This window comes from Hyalangium sp. (genome assembly GCF_045802625.1).
GTDB lineage: Bacteria > Myxococcota > Myxococcia > Myxococcales > Myxococcaceae > Hyalangium.
On the sequence record NZ_JBJMQP010000132.1, the window covers coordinates 61016 to 79352 of the forward strand.

The 18337-nt window shown below is 69.2% G+C and carries 19 protein-coding genes; 6 read left to right on the forward strand and 13 right to left on the reverse strand.

All coding sequences use genetic code 11. The annotated features are described in order from the left end of the window. Positions 1–25 precede the first annotated feature (25 nt). On the forward strand, positions 26–1225 hold the full coding sequence (locus ACJ8AT_RS24800) for a GNAT family N-acetyltransferase (protein ID WP_407740316.1): 1200 nt from the start codon (positions 26–28) through the stop codon (positions 1223–1225). Positions 1226–1228: 3 nt separating this feature from the next. Here ACJ8AT_RS24800 and ACJ8AT_RS24805 read toward each other — a convergent pair whose 3' ends face one another. The 11 genes from ACJ8AT_RS24805 to ACJ8AT_RS24855 form a co-directional block, all read right to left on the reverse strand. Then, positions 1229–2212 carry a tetratricopeptide repeat protein gene (locus tag ACJ8AT_RS24805; protein ID WP_407740317.1) on the reverse strand — a complete coding sequence of 328 codons (984 nt, stop codon included), beginning with the start codon at positions 2210–2212 and terminating at the stop codon, positions 1229–1231. Then, positions 2209–2718 carry a cytochrome c-type biogenesis protein CcmH gene (locus ACJ8AT_RS24810; protein ID WP_407740318.1) on the reverse strand — a complete coding sequence of 170 codons (510 nt, stop codon included), beginning with the start codon at positions 2716–2718 and terminating at the stop codon, positions 2209–2211. The genes ACJ8AT_RS24805 and ACJ8AT_RS24810 overlap by 4 nt, the downstream gene beginning before the upstream one ends. 132 nt (positions 2719–2850) lie before the next feature. Continuing rightward, entirely contained in the window at positions 2851–4020 is a 1170-nt protein-coding gene (locus ACJ8AT_RS24815) for a hypothetical protein (RefSeq protein WP_407740319.1), read from the reverse strand. Between the two features lie 51 nt (positions 4021–4071). Next, positions 4072–4632, reverse strand: a complete 561-nt coding sequence (locus ACJ8AT_RS24820) for a TlpA family protein disulfide reductase (protein WP_407740320.1) — start codon at positions 4630–4632, stop codon at positions 4072–4074. Continuing rightward, positions 4629–6653 (reverse strand): heme lyase CcmF/NrfE family subunit, encoded by a 2025-nt coding sequence (locus ACJ8AT_RS24825; protein ID WP_407740321.1) that lies wholly within the window; start codon positions 6651–6653, stop codon positions 4629–4631. The genes ACJ8AT_RS24820 and ACJ8AT_RS24825 overlap by 4 nt, the downstream gene beginning before the upstream one ends. After that, positions 6650–7135, reverse strand: coding sequence for a cytochrome c maturation protein CcmE (locus ACJ8AT_RS24830; protein WP_407740322.1), 486 nt, complete (start codon positions 7133–7135; stop codon positions 6650–6652). The genes ACJ8AT_RS24825 and ACJ8AT_RS24830 overlap by 4 nt, the downstream gene beginning before the upstream one ends. Positions 7136–7138: 3 nt before the next feature. Then, positions 7139–7327: a hypothetical protein gene (locus tag ACJ8AT_RS24835; RefSeq protein WP_407740323.1), complete on the reverse strand. Its 189-nt coding sequence runs from the start codon at positions 7325–7327 to the stop codon at positions 7139–7141. After that, the gene (ccsA, locus tag ACJ8AT_RS24840) at positions 7327–8100 is read right to left on the reverse strand and encodes a cytochrome c biogenesis protein CcsA (protein ID WP_407740324.1); all 774 of its coding nucleotides are present in this window, start codon (positions 8098–8100) and stop codon (positions 7327–7329) included. Before ccsA ends, ACJ8AT_RS24835 begins: the two co-directional genes overlap by 1 nt. Positions 8101–8102: 2 nt before the next feature. Then, the gene (locus ACJ8AT_RS24845) at positions 8103–8798 is read right to left on the reverse strand and encodes a heme exporter protein CcmB (RefSeq protein WP_407740325.1); all 696 of its coding nucleotides are present in this window, start codon (positions 8796–8798) and stop codon (positions 8103–8105) included. Continuing rightward, a complete protein-coding gene (ccmA, locus tag ACJ8AT_RS24850) occupies positions 8795–9457 on the reverse strand; it encodes a heme ABC exporter ATP-binding protein CcmA (RefSeq protein WP_407740326.1) in 663 nt (220 codons plus the stop codon). The genes ACJ8AT_RS24845 and ccmA overlap by 4 nt, the downstream gene beginning before the upstream one ends. 92 nt (positions 9458–9549) lie before the next feature. After that, positions 9550–10680: a hypothetical protein gene (locus ACJ8AT_RS24855; protein ID WP_407740327.1), complete on the reverse strand. Its 1131-nt coding sequence runs from the start codon at positions 10678–10680 to the stop codon at positions 9550–9552. A 295-nt stretch (positions 10681–10975) separates the two neighbouring features. Here ACJ8AT_RS24855 and exoL point away from each other — a divergent pair, with 295 nt between their 5' ends. From exoL to exoP, 5 genes are all read left to right on the forward strand, one after another. Then, positions 10976–12073 (forward strand): spore coat polysaccharide deacetylase ExoL, encoded by a 1098-nt coding sequence (gene exoL, locus ACJ8AT_RS24860; protein WP_407740328.1) that lies wholly within the window; start codon positions 10976–10978, stop codon positions 12071–12073. Further along, positions 12070–13587, forward strand: coding sequence for a lipopolysaccharide biosynthesis protein (locus ACJ8AT_RS24865; RefSeq protein ID WP_407740329.1), 1518 nt, complete (start codon positions 12070–12072; stop codon positions 13585–13587). The genes exoL and ACJ8AT_RS24865 overlap by 4 nt, the downstream gene beginning before the upstream one ends. A gap of 88 nt (positions 13588–13675) precedes the next feature. Then, positions 13676–14188, forward strand: a complete 513-nt coding sequence (locus tag ACJ8AT_RS24870) for a serine O-acetyltransferase (protein WP_407740330.1) — start codon at positions 13676–13678, stop codon at positions 14186–14188. A gap of 18 nt (positions 14189–14206) precedes the next feature. Continuing rightward, positions 14207–15265 (forward strand): glycosyltransferase family 4 protein, encoded by a 1059-nt coding sequence (locus tag ACJ8AT_RS24875; RefSeq protein ID WP_407740331.1) that lies wholly within the window; start codon positions 14207–14209, stop codon positions 15263–15265. Between the two features lie 45 nt (positions 15266–15310). After that, a complete protein-coding gene (gene exoP / locus ACJ8AT_RS24880; protein ID WP_407740332.1) occupies positions 15311–16513 on the forward strand; it encodes a spore coat polysaccharide biosynthesis glycosyltransferase ExoP in 1203 nt (400 codons plus the stop codon). Positions 16514–16519: 6 nt separating this feature from the next. Here the strand turns inward: exoP and ACJ8AT_RS24885 are convergent, their stop codons facing one another. Both ACJ8AT_RS24885 and ACJ8AT_RS24890 read right to left on the reverse strand, forming a co-directional pair. After that, the gene (locus ACJ8AT_RS24885) at positions 16520–17704 is read right to left on the reverse strand and encodes a DUF4350 domain-containing protein (protein ID WP_407740333.1); all 1185 of its coding nucleotides are present in this window, start codon (positions 17702–17704) and stop codon (positions 16520–16522) included. Further along, positions 17701–18337, reverse strand: a 637-nt coding sequence (locus tag ACJ8AT_RS24890) for a DUF4129 domain-containing protein (protein WP_407740334.1), incomplete at its 5' end; no start/stop codon positions are given. The genes ACJ8AT_RS24890 and ACJ8AT_RS24885, both read right to left, overlap by 4 nt.

Here is an 18337-nt window from a genome sequence, read left to right on the forward strand (position 1 = left end):
TTCCTCTCTCCGAGAGCCATAGACCATGATCCGTGAATCCGAGCTGACGCCCGAGCCGCAGCCGTCGCAGTGGCTCCGGGTAGAGATCGTCCACGACCTGTCCACGCTGGCGCGCATGCGCTCCGAGTGGGACGCGCTGCTCGACGCGAGCAACGCCGGCCCCTTCAACGCCTGGGAGTGGATCTACCCCTGGTGCCGCCGCATCGCGCCGGGCCGGCGGCCGCTGGTCCTCACCGCGAGGGACAGGACGGGCACCCTGGTGGGGCTGATGCCGCTCGGCTTCGAGCTGCGCAACGTCCTGGGCCGCCAGGTGGGGCGGCTCTCCTTCCTGGGAGAGACGCACATCGGCAGCGACTACCTGGACGTGGTGGCGCGGCGGGGCTCGGAGGAGGCGGTGACGCGCGCCTTCGCCAACGGGCTGCGCGAGATGCACGGCGGCTGGGACGTGCTGGATCTCACGGATCTGCGCGAGGACTCGCTGACCGTGAAGGTGCTGCGCGAGACGTTCCCGGATCTGGAGGTCCGCGTGACGGAGCGCTTCGTGTGCCCGTACGAGTCCTTCACGCCCGGCGAGCCCTTTGACGCCTTCCTCAAGCGCACGGGCCGGCGGGACAACTACCTGCGCCGCCGCAAGTGGCTGGAGAAGCAGGAGGGCTACCGCATTGAGCGCACCGAGGCTCCCGGAGCGCTGGCCGGGCCCATGACGGACTTCTTCCGGCTGCACTCGGCGCGCTGGGCCGAGGACGGCGGCTCTCAGGGCATCAAGGGCAAGGGCGTGGAGTCCTTCCACCGAGACGCCACGCAGTTCCTGGCCGAGCGCGGCCGGCTGCGGCTCTACACGATGAAGGTGGGCGGCCAGGCCGTCGCCTCGGTGTACGGGATCCTCCACCGGGACACGTTCATCTACTTCCAGTCCGGCTACGATCCCGAGTGGCGCAACCGGAGCGTGGGCCTGGTGCTCGTGGGAGAGACGTTCAAGGACGCCATCGAGTCCGGCCTCACCGAGTACGACTTCCTCCGAGGCACCGAGACGTACAAGTCCGACTGGACGACGAAGCAGCGGCGCACGGTGGCGGTGCGCGTCCACTCCACCCAGGGAGCGGGCCGCTGGTTCACCCGCCACGAGGAGCTGGCGCGCGACGCACGCGAGGTGCTCAAGCGCGTCCTGCCCGGCACCACGGTGGAGCGCATCCGCCGGTTGCGGAGGCGCCGGGCCGCGGTGTGAGGCTCAGGGCTTCTGGCCCGCCTCCTGGCGGAGCTGGGCAATGGCGGCTTCGATGCCGGGAGGGTACTGGTTGCGCGGCACCTCCACGGTGAAGCGCTCGAAGTACTCCAGCGCCTTGTCGCGCCGGCCACCCTGCAGGTTGATGAAGCCCAGGAAGAGCAGGGCCTCCTGCGCGCCGGGGTAGAGGTCCGCCAGCTCCAGCAGCTCCTTCTCGGCGCTCTGCACATCTCCCCGGAGGGCGTGCAGCACGCCGAGGTGCACGCGGGACTCGACGTGGAACGGATCGATCGCGAGCGCCTTGTTCGTGATCTTCTCCGCGTCTTCGAGATCCCGGTTCCGGATCATCTCGTGCCCCACGAAGCTGGCGGCCTCGAGATCGTTCGGGTTGGCCTGCAGCCGCTCCTTGGCCTGAGCGAGCTCCGTGTCCTCCTGCTCCACCTGCTGCTCCTGCTGCTGGCCCATGGGCCTCGAGTTCGGAGGAACCTTGCCCGAGGCCTCCATGCCCTCGGTGCGCGGCTGCAGCGACGACATGAGCAGGTAGCCCAGCGCGCCGAAGAACAGCATCACTCCCGCGCCCCACATCGCGCCCACCAGCTGGGGGTTCCGAGCCGCGAAGCCCGTCGCGGCGGGAGCCGCCTGCGTGGAAGCCGGAGCCTCCGCACCCGGCGCGCCCGTCGTCCCTGGCTTGCGCTGCTGCACGTACTCATCGCGGGCCCGAAGCGCCGCGGCGGCCTCGCGCTCCAGCCGGGACTTCTCCGCCTGGAACTGCTCGGGAGAGAGGCTGTGCTTGTCCGCGACCAGCTCCTTGAGCTGCTCGATGAGCGACTGCGCGCGCCGATCCAGATCGTCCAGCACGCCATCGCGCTGGGGCTCGGGGGTGGAGGCCGCTCCGCCCTTGCGCCGCTGGAGCAGCATGTAGCCAATCCCACAGACGAGGGCGATCGCGAGGGCGATAATCCCCGGCAACCAGTTGGTCTGCTGCGTCATCGCTCCAGCTCCTGGCGAACAGCCTTCAGGTAGGGGTCCTCGGTGTCAGCGGCGGTCGCCGAGGGGGCGGTGGGTGGGGTGGCGCTGGCCGCCGCGGTGGCGTTGGCGGTGTCAGGCGCGCGCTTGATCTGCCGCGAGATGACGAAGGCGCCGCCTAGGATCAGGGCCACCGGCCCCAGCCACACGATCAGGTTGAAGTCATGCTTCGGGGGCTCCAGCAGCACCCACTCGCCGTAGCGAGCCACGAAGTAGTCGGTGATCTCCTCATCCGACTTCCCCGCGGCCACCAGCTCGCGCACCTTGTCGAGCTGGGCGCGGGCCATGGAGGCCGGGCTGTCGGCGATGGAGACGCCCTGGCACACGGCGCAGCGCAGCTCCTTGCCGAGCTTCTGCACACGGGCCTCGAGGGCGGGATCGGTGAGGGGATCGCTCCCGGCCTGCTGGGGAGCGAACTGGCCAGTCACGAGGCTGGCGGCGAGAGCGAGAGAGAGGAGAACAGAATTCATTCGGGGCACCCCGGGCGCGGTCTACCTAGCGCCAAGGCGCAGTGTTGCACAGCGAAACCTTCACGGGAGCGGCCATCTGCCCCAGCCAACCCCCGCCTGCCTGGCCAGGGTGGAGGAGCCGGGGCGAGGCCCTCAGCCCTGCATCTCCTCGTCCTCGGGGGGCGGGTCCTCCACCTCGTCGGAGGCATACGGCTCGTTCTCGGTCTGGAAGTCCTCTTCCGGAGGCAGGTCGCCTTCCTGGGAGAAGTCCCTGTCGGCAGGCGGCTCGTGGCCGTAGTCCTCCGCGGGCAGCTCGTCGCGGCCGAGCGCGTGGAAGGCCGAGAACAGGCCCACGGGGATGAGCCCCGCCAGGAACATGATCGGCCCCACCTTGAGGCGCATGTTCACCAGCACCCAGGCCAGGGCGATGACCATGATGCCGGTGGGCACGAAGCGCAGCCACACGGGGCGCTCCACCTCGGGCCTCAGCATGATCAGGAAGAGGATCCCCATCAGGAGGATCTCCACCGTGGAGCCCATGGGCAGCTCGAACCCCGACATCCGGATCGCCCCCACGTTGCCGTAGAGCGAGTCTCCATTCGGCTGGGGCACGTGGATGCCGCGCACCTGCCCCTGGGCCACCGAGGCGTACCCGCTGCCGTTGCTGACCTCGCCCTCCACGTGCCAGGTGAAGAAGAGCGCCAGCAGGCACACGGCGATGCCGGCGAAGGCCAGCACCCGCTGGCCACGCAGGGCACTGCGAGGATCGAAGAGCTCCCCGTAGCCCTCGCGGCCCGTGGAGGCCTTGCTTCTCTGGTCCCATACCACCAGCGCGGTGCCGGCCCCCCAGAGCAGCGGCTGGACGCTGAACTCCACCATCGGCAGCACGATCGCCACGGCCAGCGCCGAGTACACGAAGGGCAGGGAGGTGGGCAGGAGCTTCTCGGGGATCCAGTCCACCAGCGGGTTCGGCAGGTCCGCGGTGCGGTACTCCCGGGCGATCATCAACACCCCGGTCGTGATCATCACGAAGGACCAGAAGGGCCCCACGCCCGCGAGGGAGGGGAGGATGGAGAGCCACAGGGCCAGCACGTGCAGGATGATGCCCAGCGCGGTGGGCGAGTGCGCGGGGACATACTCCAGCCACTTCGGGCCGGTATAGGCGGGCTTGGCGGGACGGGAGTCCGCGAGCGCCGCTCCCCCCGGGCCGCCCTCGGGGGGCAGGGGAGGCGGCTTGTACTCGGGCATCTTCGCCCCGCACTCCTCGCAGTACTTCAGGCGAGGCTCCGAGGCGACCGTGCCACACTCAGTGCACTGGTGCATGACTTGCTTACCTCCGCCCCGTGAGGGCTGCGGGAGCGTGCTCCTGGTGGCTCAAGGGTTCTGGGCCGAACCTGTCGCGGTGGAGGCCGTCCGGGCGTTCAGCTCCCGGATGCGGGTGGACAGCGTCTGCGGATCGATGGGGCCCACGTGCTTGCCCATGATGATCCCATTGGCGTCGATGAAGTACGTCTCCGGCACGCCCGCCACGCCGTAGTCCACCGAGGTGCGCGAGCGCGGATCCACCAGCTGCGGGAAGGGGGCGCCCTCCTCCTGGAGCACCTCGCGGGCGTTGTCCTCGGTGTCCTCGAAGATGATGCCCAGGAACACCGCCTGATTGCCGAGCTCGCGTGCGCCCCAGGTGAGCACCGGGTGCTCCTGGCGGCAGGGGCCGCACCACGAGGCCCAGAAGTTGATCACCACCGGGTGGCCCTTGAACTGCTCCAGGCTCACCGGCTTGCCGCTGTCCAGCGCGCGCAGGGTGAAGGGCGGCGCGGGCTTGCCGGCCAGCATGAAGGGCACCTCGTGCGGATCCCGCCCGAAGCCCTTCAGCAGGACGATGAGCAGCGCCCCGGCGAGGACGACGGCGCCCAGGGTGATTCCCCACCGCTTCATGCAGCCCCCCGGTTCATGTCACTGCCCGCCACCGGCGGAGCGCCGCTCGTGGCCGGAGCGCTCGAGCCCACCGCCACGCGCCGCCGCGTCGGCCACAGCGAGATCAGCGAGCCCAGCACCAGCACGGGGATGCTGTACCAGATCCACCCCACCAGCGGGAAAACCCACACGTTGAGGCTCGCCGTGGCGCCCCGCTCGGAGAAGGCCATCAGCGACATGTAGAGATCTTCCTTCGGGGACTCGCGCACCGCGGGGGTGCCCACCGGATCCGTGCTGCGCTCGTAGTAGTTCAGCCGGGGCAGGAACTCCTGCACCTTGCCGCTGGGCGTCGTCACCTCCATGCGCGCGGCCACGAAGGCGCGGTGGGCCTCCTTGCCCTCGGTGGTGCCCAGGTACTTGAGCGTGTAGCCGTCCAGCTTGAGCGACTCGCCGATCTTCATCGTGCCGGAGGTGTGCTTCACGTACGACTGCGAGGCCGCGATCGCCACGATGATCAGGATGATGCCCAGGTGCACCACGTAGCCGCCGAAGCGGCGGCGGGCCTTGGACACGCTCTGCACCAGCGCGGTGCCCAGGCGCTCCTTGCGCTCGCTCATGCGCACGCGGATGGGCGCCACCAGCTCGCGCAGGGTGATGACGGTGACGAAGCCGGCGATCCCGAAGGTGAGCAGCGGGTAGACGCCGCGCAGCCCCACCACGTAGCAGAGGATGGACACCACCCCGCCCACGGCGGCGGGGATGAGGACCTGCCGCCGCACCGCGGCCTTGTCCGGCGTGCCCCACGGCAGCATCGGCCCCACGCCCATGAGGAAGAGCACGGCGATGCCGCCCGGCACGGCCATCTTGTTGAAGTACGGCTCGCCCACGCTGACGCGCACGCCGCGCACGGCCTCGGAGATGAGCGGGTACACCGTGCCCAGCAGCACCGTGAAGGTGATGGCCACGAACACCAGGTTGTTCACCAGGATGCTCGTCTCACGCGAGAGGACCGAGTTGATGTTCCCCTTGGCCACCAGCAGGTGTCCGCGCGTGGCCAGCAGGACGATGGAGAACACCAGCAGGAAGGCGATGAACACCAGGAACGTGGGCCCGATGTCCGACTGGGTGAAGGAGTGCACCGAGTTGAAGATGCCCGAGCGCGTCATGAACGTGCCCAGGATCGTCAGCACGAAGCTGGCCAGGGCCAGGCTCATGGTCCACAGCCGGAGCATCTGCTTGCGCTCCTGCACCATGGTGGAGTGCATGAAGGCGGTGGCCGTCAGCCACGGCAGGAACGAGGCGTTCTCCACCGGATCCCACGCCCAGTAGCCGCCCCAGCCCAGCACCGCGTACGCCCACCACGAGCCCAGGATGATGCCCACGGACAGGAACGTCCACGGGATGAGGATCCAGCGCCGCAGCGGCGCCATCCACGCGTCGCCAATCTCCCCGCGCAGCAGGCCCGCCACCGCGATCCCAAAGGGCACCGTCATGCCCACGTAGCCGCAGTAGAGCATGGGCGGGTGGATGACCATGAGGATGTGGTTCTGCAGCAGCGGGTTGGGGCCCGGGCCGTCCGGCGGCACCTGCGCAAGCACGTGCCAGGGGTTGGCCGGGCCGGCGATCAGGAAGGCGAAGAAGACGCCCACGCCCAGCATGGTGCCCAGCGCCAGCGACATGTAGCGCCGGTGCTCGTTGCGGTGCACCAGCGCGAAGGCCAGCAGGTAGGTGCCCATGATGAGGCCCCAGAAGAGGATGGACCCCTCCAGCGCGCTCCACAGGGCGACGATCTTGAAGACCAGCGGCGTGGCGCGGCTGCCCACCTGCGCCACGTACTTGATGCTGAAGTCATCCGTGACGAGCGCGTACACCATGGTCAGGTTGGAGCCCGCCATGCAGAGGAAGAACCCCCACACCGCGCGCCGCACCCACTGAGCGCCCGCTTCGCTCTTGCGCAGGCCGCTCGTCAACCCCACCACGGCTCCGAACGCGGCGCACACCAGCGCGCCGAGCACGAGCCCATATCCAATCGTTGCGTTCACTGAGGCCTCGCCGTCGCCGTCACGGAGCCGTCGGAGAGGCTCTCCTTCCACTCGCGCGGCTTCTCGCCCGGCTTGGGCGCCCGGTACTCGTTGGAGTGGTTCACCATCAGCCGGTTGGAGCTGAACACCTGGGACTTGTCGAAGGTGCCCTCCACCACCACGCCGATGCCCTCACGGAACATGGCCGGCGGCACCTCGGTGGACTGCACCGTCACCGCCGCGGCCTCGGGCGTGTGATCGGTGGCCACCTGGAACTTGAGGCTGGTGTGCTCGGCGTTCCACTGGATGGAGCCGGGCTTCACCACGCCGCCCAGGCGGATGGTGGGGCCGAAGGCCTTCTCGCCCTGGCTGATCATCTCCGCCGGGCTCCAGTAATAGACCAGGTTGTCGCCAATCTTGCCGAAGGCAATGACGCCAAGGCCGGCACCGGCCACCAGGAGGGCTCCCACGAGGATGAGGCGGTTACGTACGACAGGCGTCATGGATCACTCCTTCAGGCCAGCAGGCGAGTTCTTGGGCTGCCGCAACCACAGCGACAGCGAATAGAGCGCGAGCGCGCCCCAGGTAATTCCGTAGCAGGTCCACACATAGCCCCACCCGCCCTGAATCCCCCGGCGGGCCACCGGCTCCGCCGCCGCCTGGGCCAGCACCATCAGGCTCGTCATCGCGCTCATCACGCCACCCCCGCGGAGCGGTTGGCCGGAGCGCCGTCGGTGGGCAGCGCCTCGGGCAGGGCCACCTCGGCGTTGCGCTCGGCCAGGGCGATCCGGTAGCGCCGCATCAGGAAGAAGATCACGAAGGCCAGCAGCCCGTAGGCGCTCAGGCGCAGCGGCAGATAGAAGGACGGATCCGTGGTGCTGGGCGAGGACTGCTGCTGGTGCAGGCTGCGCCACCACTTCACCGAGAACCAGATGATGGGCAGATCCACCGCGGCGATGATGCCCACCACGGCGCTCCACACCGCGCGCTTCTCGGGATCCTCCACGAAGCGGCGCAGCGCCATGTAGCCCATATAGGCCACCAGCAGGATGGCGGCGGTGGTGAGGCGCGGATCCCACGTCCAGTATACGCCCCAGGTGGGCCGGCCCCAGATGGCGCCCAGCAGCACGCCCACGGTGCCGAACAGCAGGCCCACCTCGGCGGAGGCCTCGGCCAGCGAGTCCGTCTTCCAGCTCGGCTTGAACAGGTACATCACCGAGCAGGCGAAGTTGAGCGTGAGCGCCAGCAGCGCGTTCCACACCGCCGGGACGTGCACGTACATGATGCGTTGCACATCCCCCATCTCGCGATCCGGCGGCGCCACGGCCAGGCCCCAGTAGTGGCCCACGCCCACCAGGATCAGCGCGTACACCGGCAGCGTCACGTGCGCGAACTTGCGGCCCACGGTGAGCAGCAGCAGCAGGACGATGGGGGGCAACCAGATGGTGAACAGAGACAGCGCGTCCATAATCAATCCTCGATCACCCGCGGAAACAGCACGAACCCCAGGCCCCAATAGATCAGGTTGAAGCCGCCGAGCAGACCGAACCACGAACCGAGCTGCTCCATCGGATCCCCTTGCAGTACCAGCATCATTGCCTTGGCCGCGGCCAGCAGGGCCGGAACAATCAGCGGGAACAATAGCAGAGGTAGCAGCACGTCCCTCGCGCGGGCGTTGCTCGCGATGGCTGCATACACGGTCCCCGGGGCGGCAAGCGCCATACATCCGAGCACCAGCGTGGTCAGCAAGTCCCCCACGCCCAACTGCACCCTCACCCCGTAGAGCGCCACCATGGCCGGGATGAGCAGGCCGCCGAGCACCACCAGCAGCAGCGTGTTGCCCACCGCCTTGGACAGGAAGATGGCGCGGGCATCCGCCGGAGCCAGCCGCAGGCCGTCCAGGCAGGCGTTCTCGTACTCGACGCGGAAGGACTCCCCCAAGGACAGGGTGCTGGCGAAGAGGATGGCCAGCCACAGGTAGCCGCCCGCGTTGCGCTCGAGCAGCTTGGTGTCCGGGCCCAGCGCGAACGAGAACAGCAGCAGCGTGGAGAGCGCGAAGAAGATCAGCGCGTTGAGGCGGGCGCGCGTGCGCCACTCGATGAGCAGATCCTTGCCCAGCAGGACGAACGAGGAGCGCAACAGGCCAATGGGACGCGGGCGGCTCATGCGGGTATCGCTCGACCTTCCTGGAGGTGAAGGCGCTCTTCGCACAGCGACAGACCTTGGTCGACAAGGTGGGTGGCGAGGATGACGGTGACGCCCGAGGTCTTCAGCTCGCGGATGATGAGCTCCATCGCCGCGATGCCGGCGGGATCCAGCTCTCCGAAGGGCTCGTCCAGCAGCGCCAGGGCGGGCTTCTTCATCAGCAGCCGCGCGATGGCCAGGCGCTTGCGCATGCCGGCGCTGAACTGGCGCACGGGGCTGCTGGTGCGCCGCGTCAGGCCCACCCGGGTCAGCAGCTCGCTGGCGGTATCCGAGGAAGAGGGCAGGCCCAGCAACCGAGCCAGCACGGTGAGGTTCTGGTGGGCCGTGAGATCCTCATAGAGGAAGCTGGCGTGGGACAGGAGCGCCACCTCCTGGCGCACCGCGTCACGGTCGGCCACGGTGTTGCGCCCGAGCACCTCCACGCGGCCAGCGGTGGGAGACAGGGCGGTAGCCACCAGGCGCAGCAGGGTGGTCTTCCCCGAGCCGTTGTGGCCGGTGAGGAGCAGCGAGCGGCCTGCAGGCAGCGAGTAGGTGAGGCGCGCCAGGGCCCAGTGACGCCCATAGCGTTTGCTCACATCGTGCAGGGCAATCGCGGGAGGCGCGGAGGCGGGGGCATCCATCGAGGGATGCGTTCGTAACTGGAAATCGTGCTTTTCTCCAGCGAAAGCCAGCTTGACTCGGGGGCGGAGCGCCGCCGCCGGGTGAAGGCCCCCTAGAAGCGCCCGCCGATGGCCAGCCCGGCTCCTCCCCGTCCCATGACGGCCGGCGCCAGCGCCACCCGAGGGGTCTCCGTGTCGGGGGCGTCGAAATCGCGGGTGATATAGGTGGTGAGGCCCAGGCCGGCGAGCGCTCCCAGCCCCGCGCCGACCGCGACGCCCTGGCCGTTCGCGCCCGCGATCGCGACGGCCGCCGCGCCCAGCAGTCCGCCGAGGATGCCGCCCGAGTCGATCAGGAGCACCCGGCCCTGGGAGGGGAGGTAGCTGGCGGACAGGACTGCGAAGGTGAGGATGCCCGCGGTGGAGACCGCCGTCTCGATGGCGAAGAAGGTCTTGGTGCTTCCACCGTCCAAGGCCGCCAGGAACAGGGCTGGCACCACGCCGGCCCACAGCCCGCCCGAGTTGGCCATGGAGACCTGGCCCGCGGTGGGCGTGCCGAGCACGGCAATCGCGATCCCGACGCCCGTCAGGCTCACCATGCCGGCCATGACCAGCCCGGCTTGGGCCTTGCCGTCATTGGTATCGAGCAGCTCATGCAGCGCGATGCCGTACCAGACGCCCCAGCTCGTGCCGGAGTTGATCGCCCCGGACTGGCCGGGCGTGATGCCCGTGTGATCGGTTATCAGCCACGAGACGCCGGCGCCGATGCCGGCTCCCACCAGTGAGGCTCCCAGGAAGGCACGGCCCTCGCAGTCGGCGATCGCGCACAGCAAGGCGCCCTGCGTGGCGCCATGGAGGGTCTGCCACACCACCAGACTGCCGCGAGCAAAGCGCGTGGGCTCCTCCATGCCGAGCACGGCGGCCTGCGCCAGCTTCGCTCCCGGGGTGAGCCGGGCGCGCTCGAGCCGGGCGAGCTCGCTCGCATACGGGTGGGTCGGACAGAGGGCGAGGACGCGCTCGAGGGCCGCGAGCGCCTGCTCGTCTTGTCCCTTCACGAGCGCATCGAAGGCCTGGGTGTAGTCGGCCTCGGCGCGTGCGCACGGATCCGAGGCGGACGGCAGGGGCGGTGTGGACAAGGGAGCGGAGGGCGCGTCGGAGGGCCGTGCGGCAGCCGCGGGAGTGTCCGAGGCCTGTGCACCGGCACTGGTGACGAGCACGAGGAACACGCTGGTGAGAGCAAGGGACATGGAGCGCCCACTGTACACTGCGCTACTTCCCGGGACGCCCGAGTCTCTTCCTGACGATCTGGAAAGTTTTTCTACCCTGGGCACCCTTTGTTCCAGGGACGGCGCGGGGGCTGCCCCGGGGATGGCTCCAATGTGCGGTAGTCGCTGGGCTTGGGGCTGGCATCCCCCGTGCATTTACCCCCCGGCAAGAGGTTCTCTGCGCATGGGGAAGGTCATGGGTGCAGGTCGGTTGGTGCGGAGGGCAGTGAAGGTAGCCACGGCGGGAATGATTCACTACAGCGGACTGAGGAAGGCCATGGCGGCGTACCGCCGAGGCCAGTCCGGTGGGCGACGGATTCTCATCGTCAGCTACCACAGGGTGGTGGGGGACTTCACAGGCGAGCTGCAGCGCTCCATTCCGGGGCTGCTCATCTCCCAGGAGACGTTCAGGCGGCATCTGGAGGAAGCCGCCAACGCGGGGTACGAGTTCGCGTCCATTGGGGACGCGGTGGACGTGATGGCGGGGCGAAGGGCGACGAAGCGGGATCTGTGCGTCGTCACCTTCGATGATGGATACCGGGACGTGTACCGGTACGCCTATCCGCTGCTCAAGCAAATGGGCGTGCCGGCCATCATCTACCTGCCGACGGCGTTCATCGGGACGAGCCGGCGCTTCAATCATGATCGGCTCTTCCATCTGGTGCGGCACGCGAAGCAGCGGCGGCTGAAGCCCTACTTCACCACGCTGCCGGCTCCGGCGATGGAGCTGATCGAGCCGGTGCTCTCCGAGCGCAAGACGCTCTCGGCGGCGCTGGACGACTTCATCGGCGAGCACTCGGCGAGCGTGCTGGTGGAGGTCATCGACGCGCTCGAACAGGAGCTGGGAGGCGGTTCGGAGCTGATGCCCGAGCAGGGCGACGTCATGGACTGGGACGATGTGCGGCGCATGGCTCGGGATGGCTTCGAGTTCGGCGCGCACACGTTGGGGCACACGGTGCTGACGCTGGAGCCTCCCGACGTGGTGGAGCGGGAGATCCTCGAGTCCAAGCTGGCCATCGAGCGCGAAGTGAAGAGCTCGGTGCGGGACTTCGCCTACTGCAACGGCTGGTACTCGGACGAGATCATCCGCGTGTTGATGAAGCACGGGTTCCGCTCGGGGGTGACGACGGAGGATGTGCCCAACCGGATCGGCGGGGATCCGTTCACGCTCAAGCGCAAGGTGCTGTGGGAGAACTTCAGCATCGGGATGCTGGGGGACTACTCGGCAGCGCTCACCGGGTGCCAGCTCGATGACTGCTTCGGGGTGCTGGGCATGAGCAGCCCCGTGATGGGGCGGCGGCCGCACTTATCCGCCACGGAGGCCGCCAACCGGGTGCTCATCTGCGAGAGGCTCGCGAGGGGGGAAGCGACGTGAGTGCATCATCGGCGACGGCCTCGCCCGGGTCATTCCTGGGCAAGGCCGGTCCCCTGGTGTTGGCCCGGCTGTTCACCGCCGGGCTGACGCTGTCCATCCCGCTCGTCCTCGCGCGGGTGCTCAGCCTGGAGGAGTATGGGACGTACTACCAGCTCTTCCTGATCGCCACGACGCTCTACTACGTCCTGCCGTTCGGCGTGGTGCAGAGCCTCTACTACTTCCTGCCACGCGCGGAGCAGAAGCGGCCCTACCTGGGCCAGACGATGCTCTTCGTGACAGCGGCGGGAGTGGTGGCCGCGGCGCTGGTGGCCACGCTGCTGGGGCCGGTGGCGGGGCTGTTCTCCAACCCCGCGCTGTTGCACTACCGGTGGCCGCTGGCGATCTACACCGCGCTGCTGATCGGCGGGTTCCCGCTGGAGGTGACGCTCACCAGCCAGGGCCGCACGAAGCATTCCGCCGTGGCGTACTTGGTGTCCGACAGCCTGCGCTCGCTGGCCATGGTGGTGCCGTGCCTGCTGGGCACCTCGCTGCACGGGATGATGATGGCGGTGGCGGCGTTCGCCGGCCTGCGCTACCTGGCGGCCTGGTGTATCGCGCTCCGGGGCTCGACGGGGCCGCTGGTGAGCGGGAGGCTGCTTCGCGAGCAGCTCGTGTACGCGGCTCCGTTCGGCGCGGCCATGGCGCTCTCGATTCCGCAGCAGAACGCGCACTTCTACGTGGTGGCGAGCGCGGTGGCCCCAGCGCTGTACGCGCTCTACCGGGTGGGCTGCTTCCAGCTCCCGGTGGTGGATCTGCTCTACACGCCCACGAGCGAGGTGCTGATGGTGCGCCTGGGCGAGCTGGAGAAGGCGGGCCGGCTCGAGGAGGCCGTGGACGCCTTCCGCGAGGCGGCGGGGAAGCTGGCCTTCGTGTTCCTGCCAGTCTCCGCGTTCCTCTTCGCCGCGGCGCCCGAGTTCGTCTCCGCGCTGTTTGGCGCGAAGTTCCTGCCCGCGGTGCCCATCTTCCGGGTGAGCGTGCTGGGCGTGGTGTTGTCCATCCTGCCGATGGACGGCGTGCTGCGCGCCCGAGGACACACCCGTGCCATCTTCGTCTCGTATCTGATCAAGGCGGTGGTGACGGCGCCGCTGGTGTGGTGGGGCGTGCACCGGTTCGGGATGAAGGGCGGCATCGCCTCGTGGGCGGTGGCGGAGCTGGTGGGCAAGGCGACGCTGCTGGCGCGAGTGCCCGCGGCGCTGTCCACGCCCGAACGCCCGCTGCGCGTCCAGGATGTGATCCCCTGGGGCGAGCTGGGCAAGGCGGCCCTGGCGGCGGTGGCGGCGGCGGTCGGCATCTTCGCGCTGCGAGCCGGCACGGTGAGCGCGTGGGTGCGGCTGCCCGAGGGCTTCGTCTGGCGGGTGCTGCCGCTGGCGGTGGCCGGGCTCTTGTTCGTCGTCGGATACATCGCGGTGCTGTACGCCACGGGCATCCGGCCGCTGCGTGTGTTGGCGGGAATGCGGTCCCGCGGGACGGCATGATCGCGGTGATTCGTACACCTGAGGAGGACTTCCCTCCTCAGGAGTGGGTACCTAGTTTGCGGTCCACTGGTTGGGTTGGGAGGGCGTGATGGGTGTGGATGCGATGACGTTGTACCGGCTCGCGCACAAGCTGTACCTGCGTGGGGTTCCGTTGCTACCGGCAGTGCTGCGCAAGGCCATTTACTATCTGCACAACTCGTACATTCCCTACGAGGCGGAGATTGGCGAGGGCACGCAGCTGGGCTACGGCGGCATCGGAGTCGTGATCCACAAGGCGACCAAGATGGGCCGCCACTGCCTCATCTCCCAGCAGGTGACCATCGGCGGACGCTCGGGCATCGAGGGCGCGCCGGTGATTGGAGACTATGTCCGCATCGGCGCGGGCGCGAAGATCCTCGGCAACATCCACATCGGCGACTTCGCGGTGATCGGCGCGAACGCGGTGGTGCTCAAGGATGTGCCGTCGGCCACGGTCGTCGCGGGAGTGCCAGCCAAGGTGCTCCGCCAGGATCCGGATCCCCTCACCACGTACCAGCGTGAGATGGGGCTGCTGCCTCGGCGGCAGGTGCCTTCGTCCCCCATGGAGCTGCCGCTCCAGTAACCGGGAGAGCCGAGCGTCATGCGCGTGCTTCTGATTGGCGACTACCCACCGCCGTACGGTGGGGTGGCGATCCACGTTCAACAACTGCACCGATTTCTTCGCGGGCGTGGTGTCGAGGCGAAGGTGATGGACATTGGCAAGGGCGGCCGGCCGGCTCCGGACGTCATCCCTGTCCAGTCCCTCTCGAAGTTCGGACTACGGCTCGCGGGATTCTTGAGCGCTGGGTGGACGGTGCACGTCCACACCAGCGGCAACAACCCGAAGTCCTGGATGCTGGCCGCGGCGGCGGGAGTCCCGGCGCCCCGGTCGCCTCGGATCATCACCCTGCACTCGGGGCTATTGCCGGACTTCCTGGCGGGCTCCTCGGCTCGCAAGGCCTTGGCCCGGGCGGCGCTGGCCGGGTACTCGCGAGTGGTGGCGGTGTCGCCCGCGGTGAAGGCGGCGCTCGTTGGGTGTGGCGTGCCCGAGGAGAAGATCCTCGTCCAGCCGGCGTTCTGCGCCTCGCAGGTGAAGCCAGGGCCGGTGACGGCCGCGGTGGAGCTGGCCCGGGCCCGGCGCAACCCGCTGCTGGCGATGGCGCACCACCCGTCTCCCGTCTATGGGCGGCTGGTGATGTTCCGTGCGCTGCGGCTGCTCGCACAGGAGCTGCCGGGGGTGGGGCTCGCGGTCTTCGGTCCTGGGACGCGGACCGCCGAGTTCGCTCGCGACGCTCGCGAGACGCACGTGGCGCCGTACCTCGAGGATCTGGGCGAGCTGGAGCACGAGGAGGTGCTCGGCCTGCTGTCGAAGTGCGACGCGTTCATCCGCCCGACGACGCACGACGGGGATGCCATCTCCGTGCGTGAGGCGCTGGCGCTCGGGGTGCCCTGCGTGGCCAGCGACGTGTGCGCGCGGCCCGAGGGGACGTACCTGTTCCACTCGGGGAATGCGCCGGATCTGGCGCTGCGAGTGCGGCAGGCGCTCGTCGAGGGGCCCACGGAGTCGGCCGCTCCGGATGCGGGACCGGTGATGCACCGTCTGTACACGGAGTTGGCGGCGCCGCGGCTCGAGGGCCAGCGGCCGGCCATGGCGACCTAGCTCCGAGCGCTTCAGGTTGGGGGATTTCCACACAGGAGACGAAACATGCGGCGCAGTGAAGACATGGATGTGGCACGCCGGGCCTTGCGGGGGCGGGACCTGGTGGTGTTCTCCAACGACTGGGATGGGGATCCGCTGTCGAAGGTCCACATCATGCGGATCCTCGCCAAGGACAACCGCGTGCTGTGGGTGAACAGCATCGGCAACCGGGCGCCCAAGGCGAACACGCACGATCTCCAGCGCATCTGGCGCAAGCTGTCCTCGTTCACCGAGGGCATCCGCGAGGTGGAGCCCAACCTCTTCGTGCTGGCGCCGCTGGCCATCCCGTTCTACGGCTCGGAGGCGGTGCGCACCACGAACCGGGAGCTGCTGCGGCTCCAGGTGAAGCGGGCGATGGCGAAGCTGCACTTCCAGCGGCCCATCTCCTGGTCCTTCCTGCCGGCCTCGGCGCCGGTGTCGGGCACGCTGGGCGAGGAGTTCATCGTCTACCACTGCGTGGACGAGTTCTCCGCCTTCAGCGACACCAACGGCAAGCACATCGCGGAGCTGGAGGAGCGGCTGCTGCGCAAGGCGAACCTGGTGATCACCTCGGCCGAGCGCCTGCGCGAGAACAAGGCGAAGGTGAACCCGAACACGGTGCTGGTGCGGCACGGCGTGGACTACCAGCACTTCGTGAAGGCGTGCGATCCGGCGACGCAGGTTCCCGAGGACATCGCGAAGCTGCCGGGGCCTGTCATCGGTTTTTTCGGCTTGATGGCCGACTGGGTGGACCAGGAGGCCATCATCGCCACGGCCAAGGCGCACCCGGAAGGCTCGGTGGTGATCATCGGCAAGGTGGCGCCGGACTGCGACGTGTCGGCGATGAAGGCGGTGCCGAACATCCACCTGCTCGGTCGCAAGCCGTACGCGAGCTTGCCCGGCTACTGCAAGGCTTTCGACGTGGCGTTGATGCCCTTCAAGGTCAACGAGCTGACGCTCAATGCGAACCCGCTCAAGGTGCGCGAGTACCTGGCCGCGGGGCTCCCGGTGGTGTCCACGGACATCCCCGAGGTGCGCAAGGTGGGGCTGTGCAAGCTGGCTTCCTCCACGGAGGACTTCGTCCGCAAGGTGGATGAGTGCCTGGCCGAGGGCAGCGGGCCGGCCCGCGAGCGCGCCGAGCGCATCTTCCACGAGAGCTGGGATGCCCGCGTCGAGGACATCCGCAACCACGTGGGCGAGGCCATGCTCAGGGCGGGCCGCGGCCTGTAGCCCGGCTCACGCGGTGCCGGAGGAGGCGCGGCCGGTGATCACGGCCTCCAGCCGCGCGTACCGGGCCGCCACGCGAGCGTAGTCCTTGGGGGAGAGGGTGCGAGCATCCAGCGCTCGCGCCAGCTCCTCGCGTGCTTCCAGGTAATGAGCGGCGGGGATGCCGCAGCGTTGCTCGAGCATCCGAGCGGCTTCCTCCTCTGAGAGCGCGAGGGGGATGCCCAGCCGCTCGTGCATGAGCTGGCGCAGGTGCCGGGCCAGCTCCGGCAGCAGCTCGCGCTCCACCTTGGCCCGGCGTGCGAGCCAGCCCAGCGACTGCACGTACTCCAGCGACGAGCGGTGGCGCTCGGGCAGCTGGGGCCTGGGCGCTCCGAAGCGAGTGCCCCGGGCGAACACATAGAGTCCTCCCACCGCCAGACACTGGAGCGCGAACACCCAGAGCCCTCGTGACAGGGGCGGCGGAGGGGCCTGCACATGGTGGAACTCGTCGAACACCATGGGGCCGCGGGCGGCCAGGGCGTCCCAGAAGCGCAGGTTGTCGAGCAGCTCGAGCCGCCGGTTCTCCGCGAGATCGGGCCCCGCGGCCACGTACACCTCGCCCTGACCCAGCCCGAGCCGCCAGAGCGCCACACTGTTCTCCAGGCCCGCGAGGGGCACGGCCTCGGCCAGCCCCACGGTGACGCCTCGGTCGCGAGCCACTCGGAGGCTGCTCAGGCCCCGCGCCGCGCCCGCGGGGAGCCAGAACTCCACGGTGGTGCCTCCGAGATCCTGATCACCCGGAGGCAACCCCTTCGAACTCGAGGGGAGAAATGGGCCTCGCTCCAGCTCCAGCCACTGGTCCATCGCCGGCTGGCCCGATTCCTTCTCCCGCGAGGTGAGGAAGACGAGGGTCCCGCCGGCGCGGACGAAGCGCTGCAGCGCCTCCACCTCGGTTGAAGACACGGCCCGCTCCCGAGGCGCGGCGATGACGACGGTTCGGGTACCCGGGGGCAGGGCCTCGAGGGACTCCTGGTGTGCCTCCACCGAGGCGCCCCCTTCGCGCAGATAGAGGTAGAGCGCGCGGAGCCCGAGGGGGCCCGGGTTCTCCACGGAGGGCAGCGTGGACTCCGGTGGAGCCTGTCGAGTGGCCAGGCCCATCGCCGCCGCGAGGGTGATGAGCAGCCCGAAGAGGAGGAAGGTGCGCAGGTTCTTCATGCCACGCCTCCCGGAGGCGAGGCGTGCAGGCGCTCCACATCCGCGACGAAGCGGGAGGCTTCCTCGGGAGGCACGGGGGACAGCGAATAGAAGGTGCGGTCGTACCAGCGCACGAGCCGCTCCACCTCCTGCACGAGCGGTCCCGGAGCTCCACGGCCGGGCAGCTCGGCGGCGAGCTCACGGTTCGTCTTCACCCGGTCCGGACGGGCCAGCTTGCGCTCTTCGAGCGTGGAGAGCAGGCCCAGCAACCCCTGGCGGATCGCTTCACGCGGGTCCAAAGCGAGCGCCTCCCGAGCCCGCTGCAGGTGTTCACGGGGTGAATCGAGCGCGAGCGGCGCATGGGCTCCTGTGCTGGCACGGGCCGGAGCGGCAGCGGGGCGGCGCCACCGCCGGAACCACAAGAGTCCCCAGAGCCCCACGGCCAAGGCCAGCCCCAGCATCACGGCTCGAGTGACGACGGCGAAGCTCTGGGCGCCTCGGGACTGGAAGAAGCCGCTGAGCCAGGCGTCGATCTGTCGAAGCAGCCGCTGGAGCAGATCCGTGTTGCGCTTGCGAGCCTGGGAGAACTCAGGCCGATCGAGGATGGCTCGGAGCCGGTCGGGAGCGCTCGTGGGGGCGGACGCCGGAGGGCGC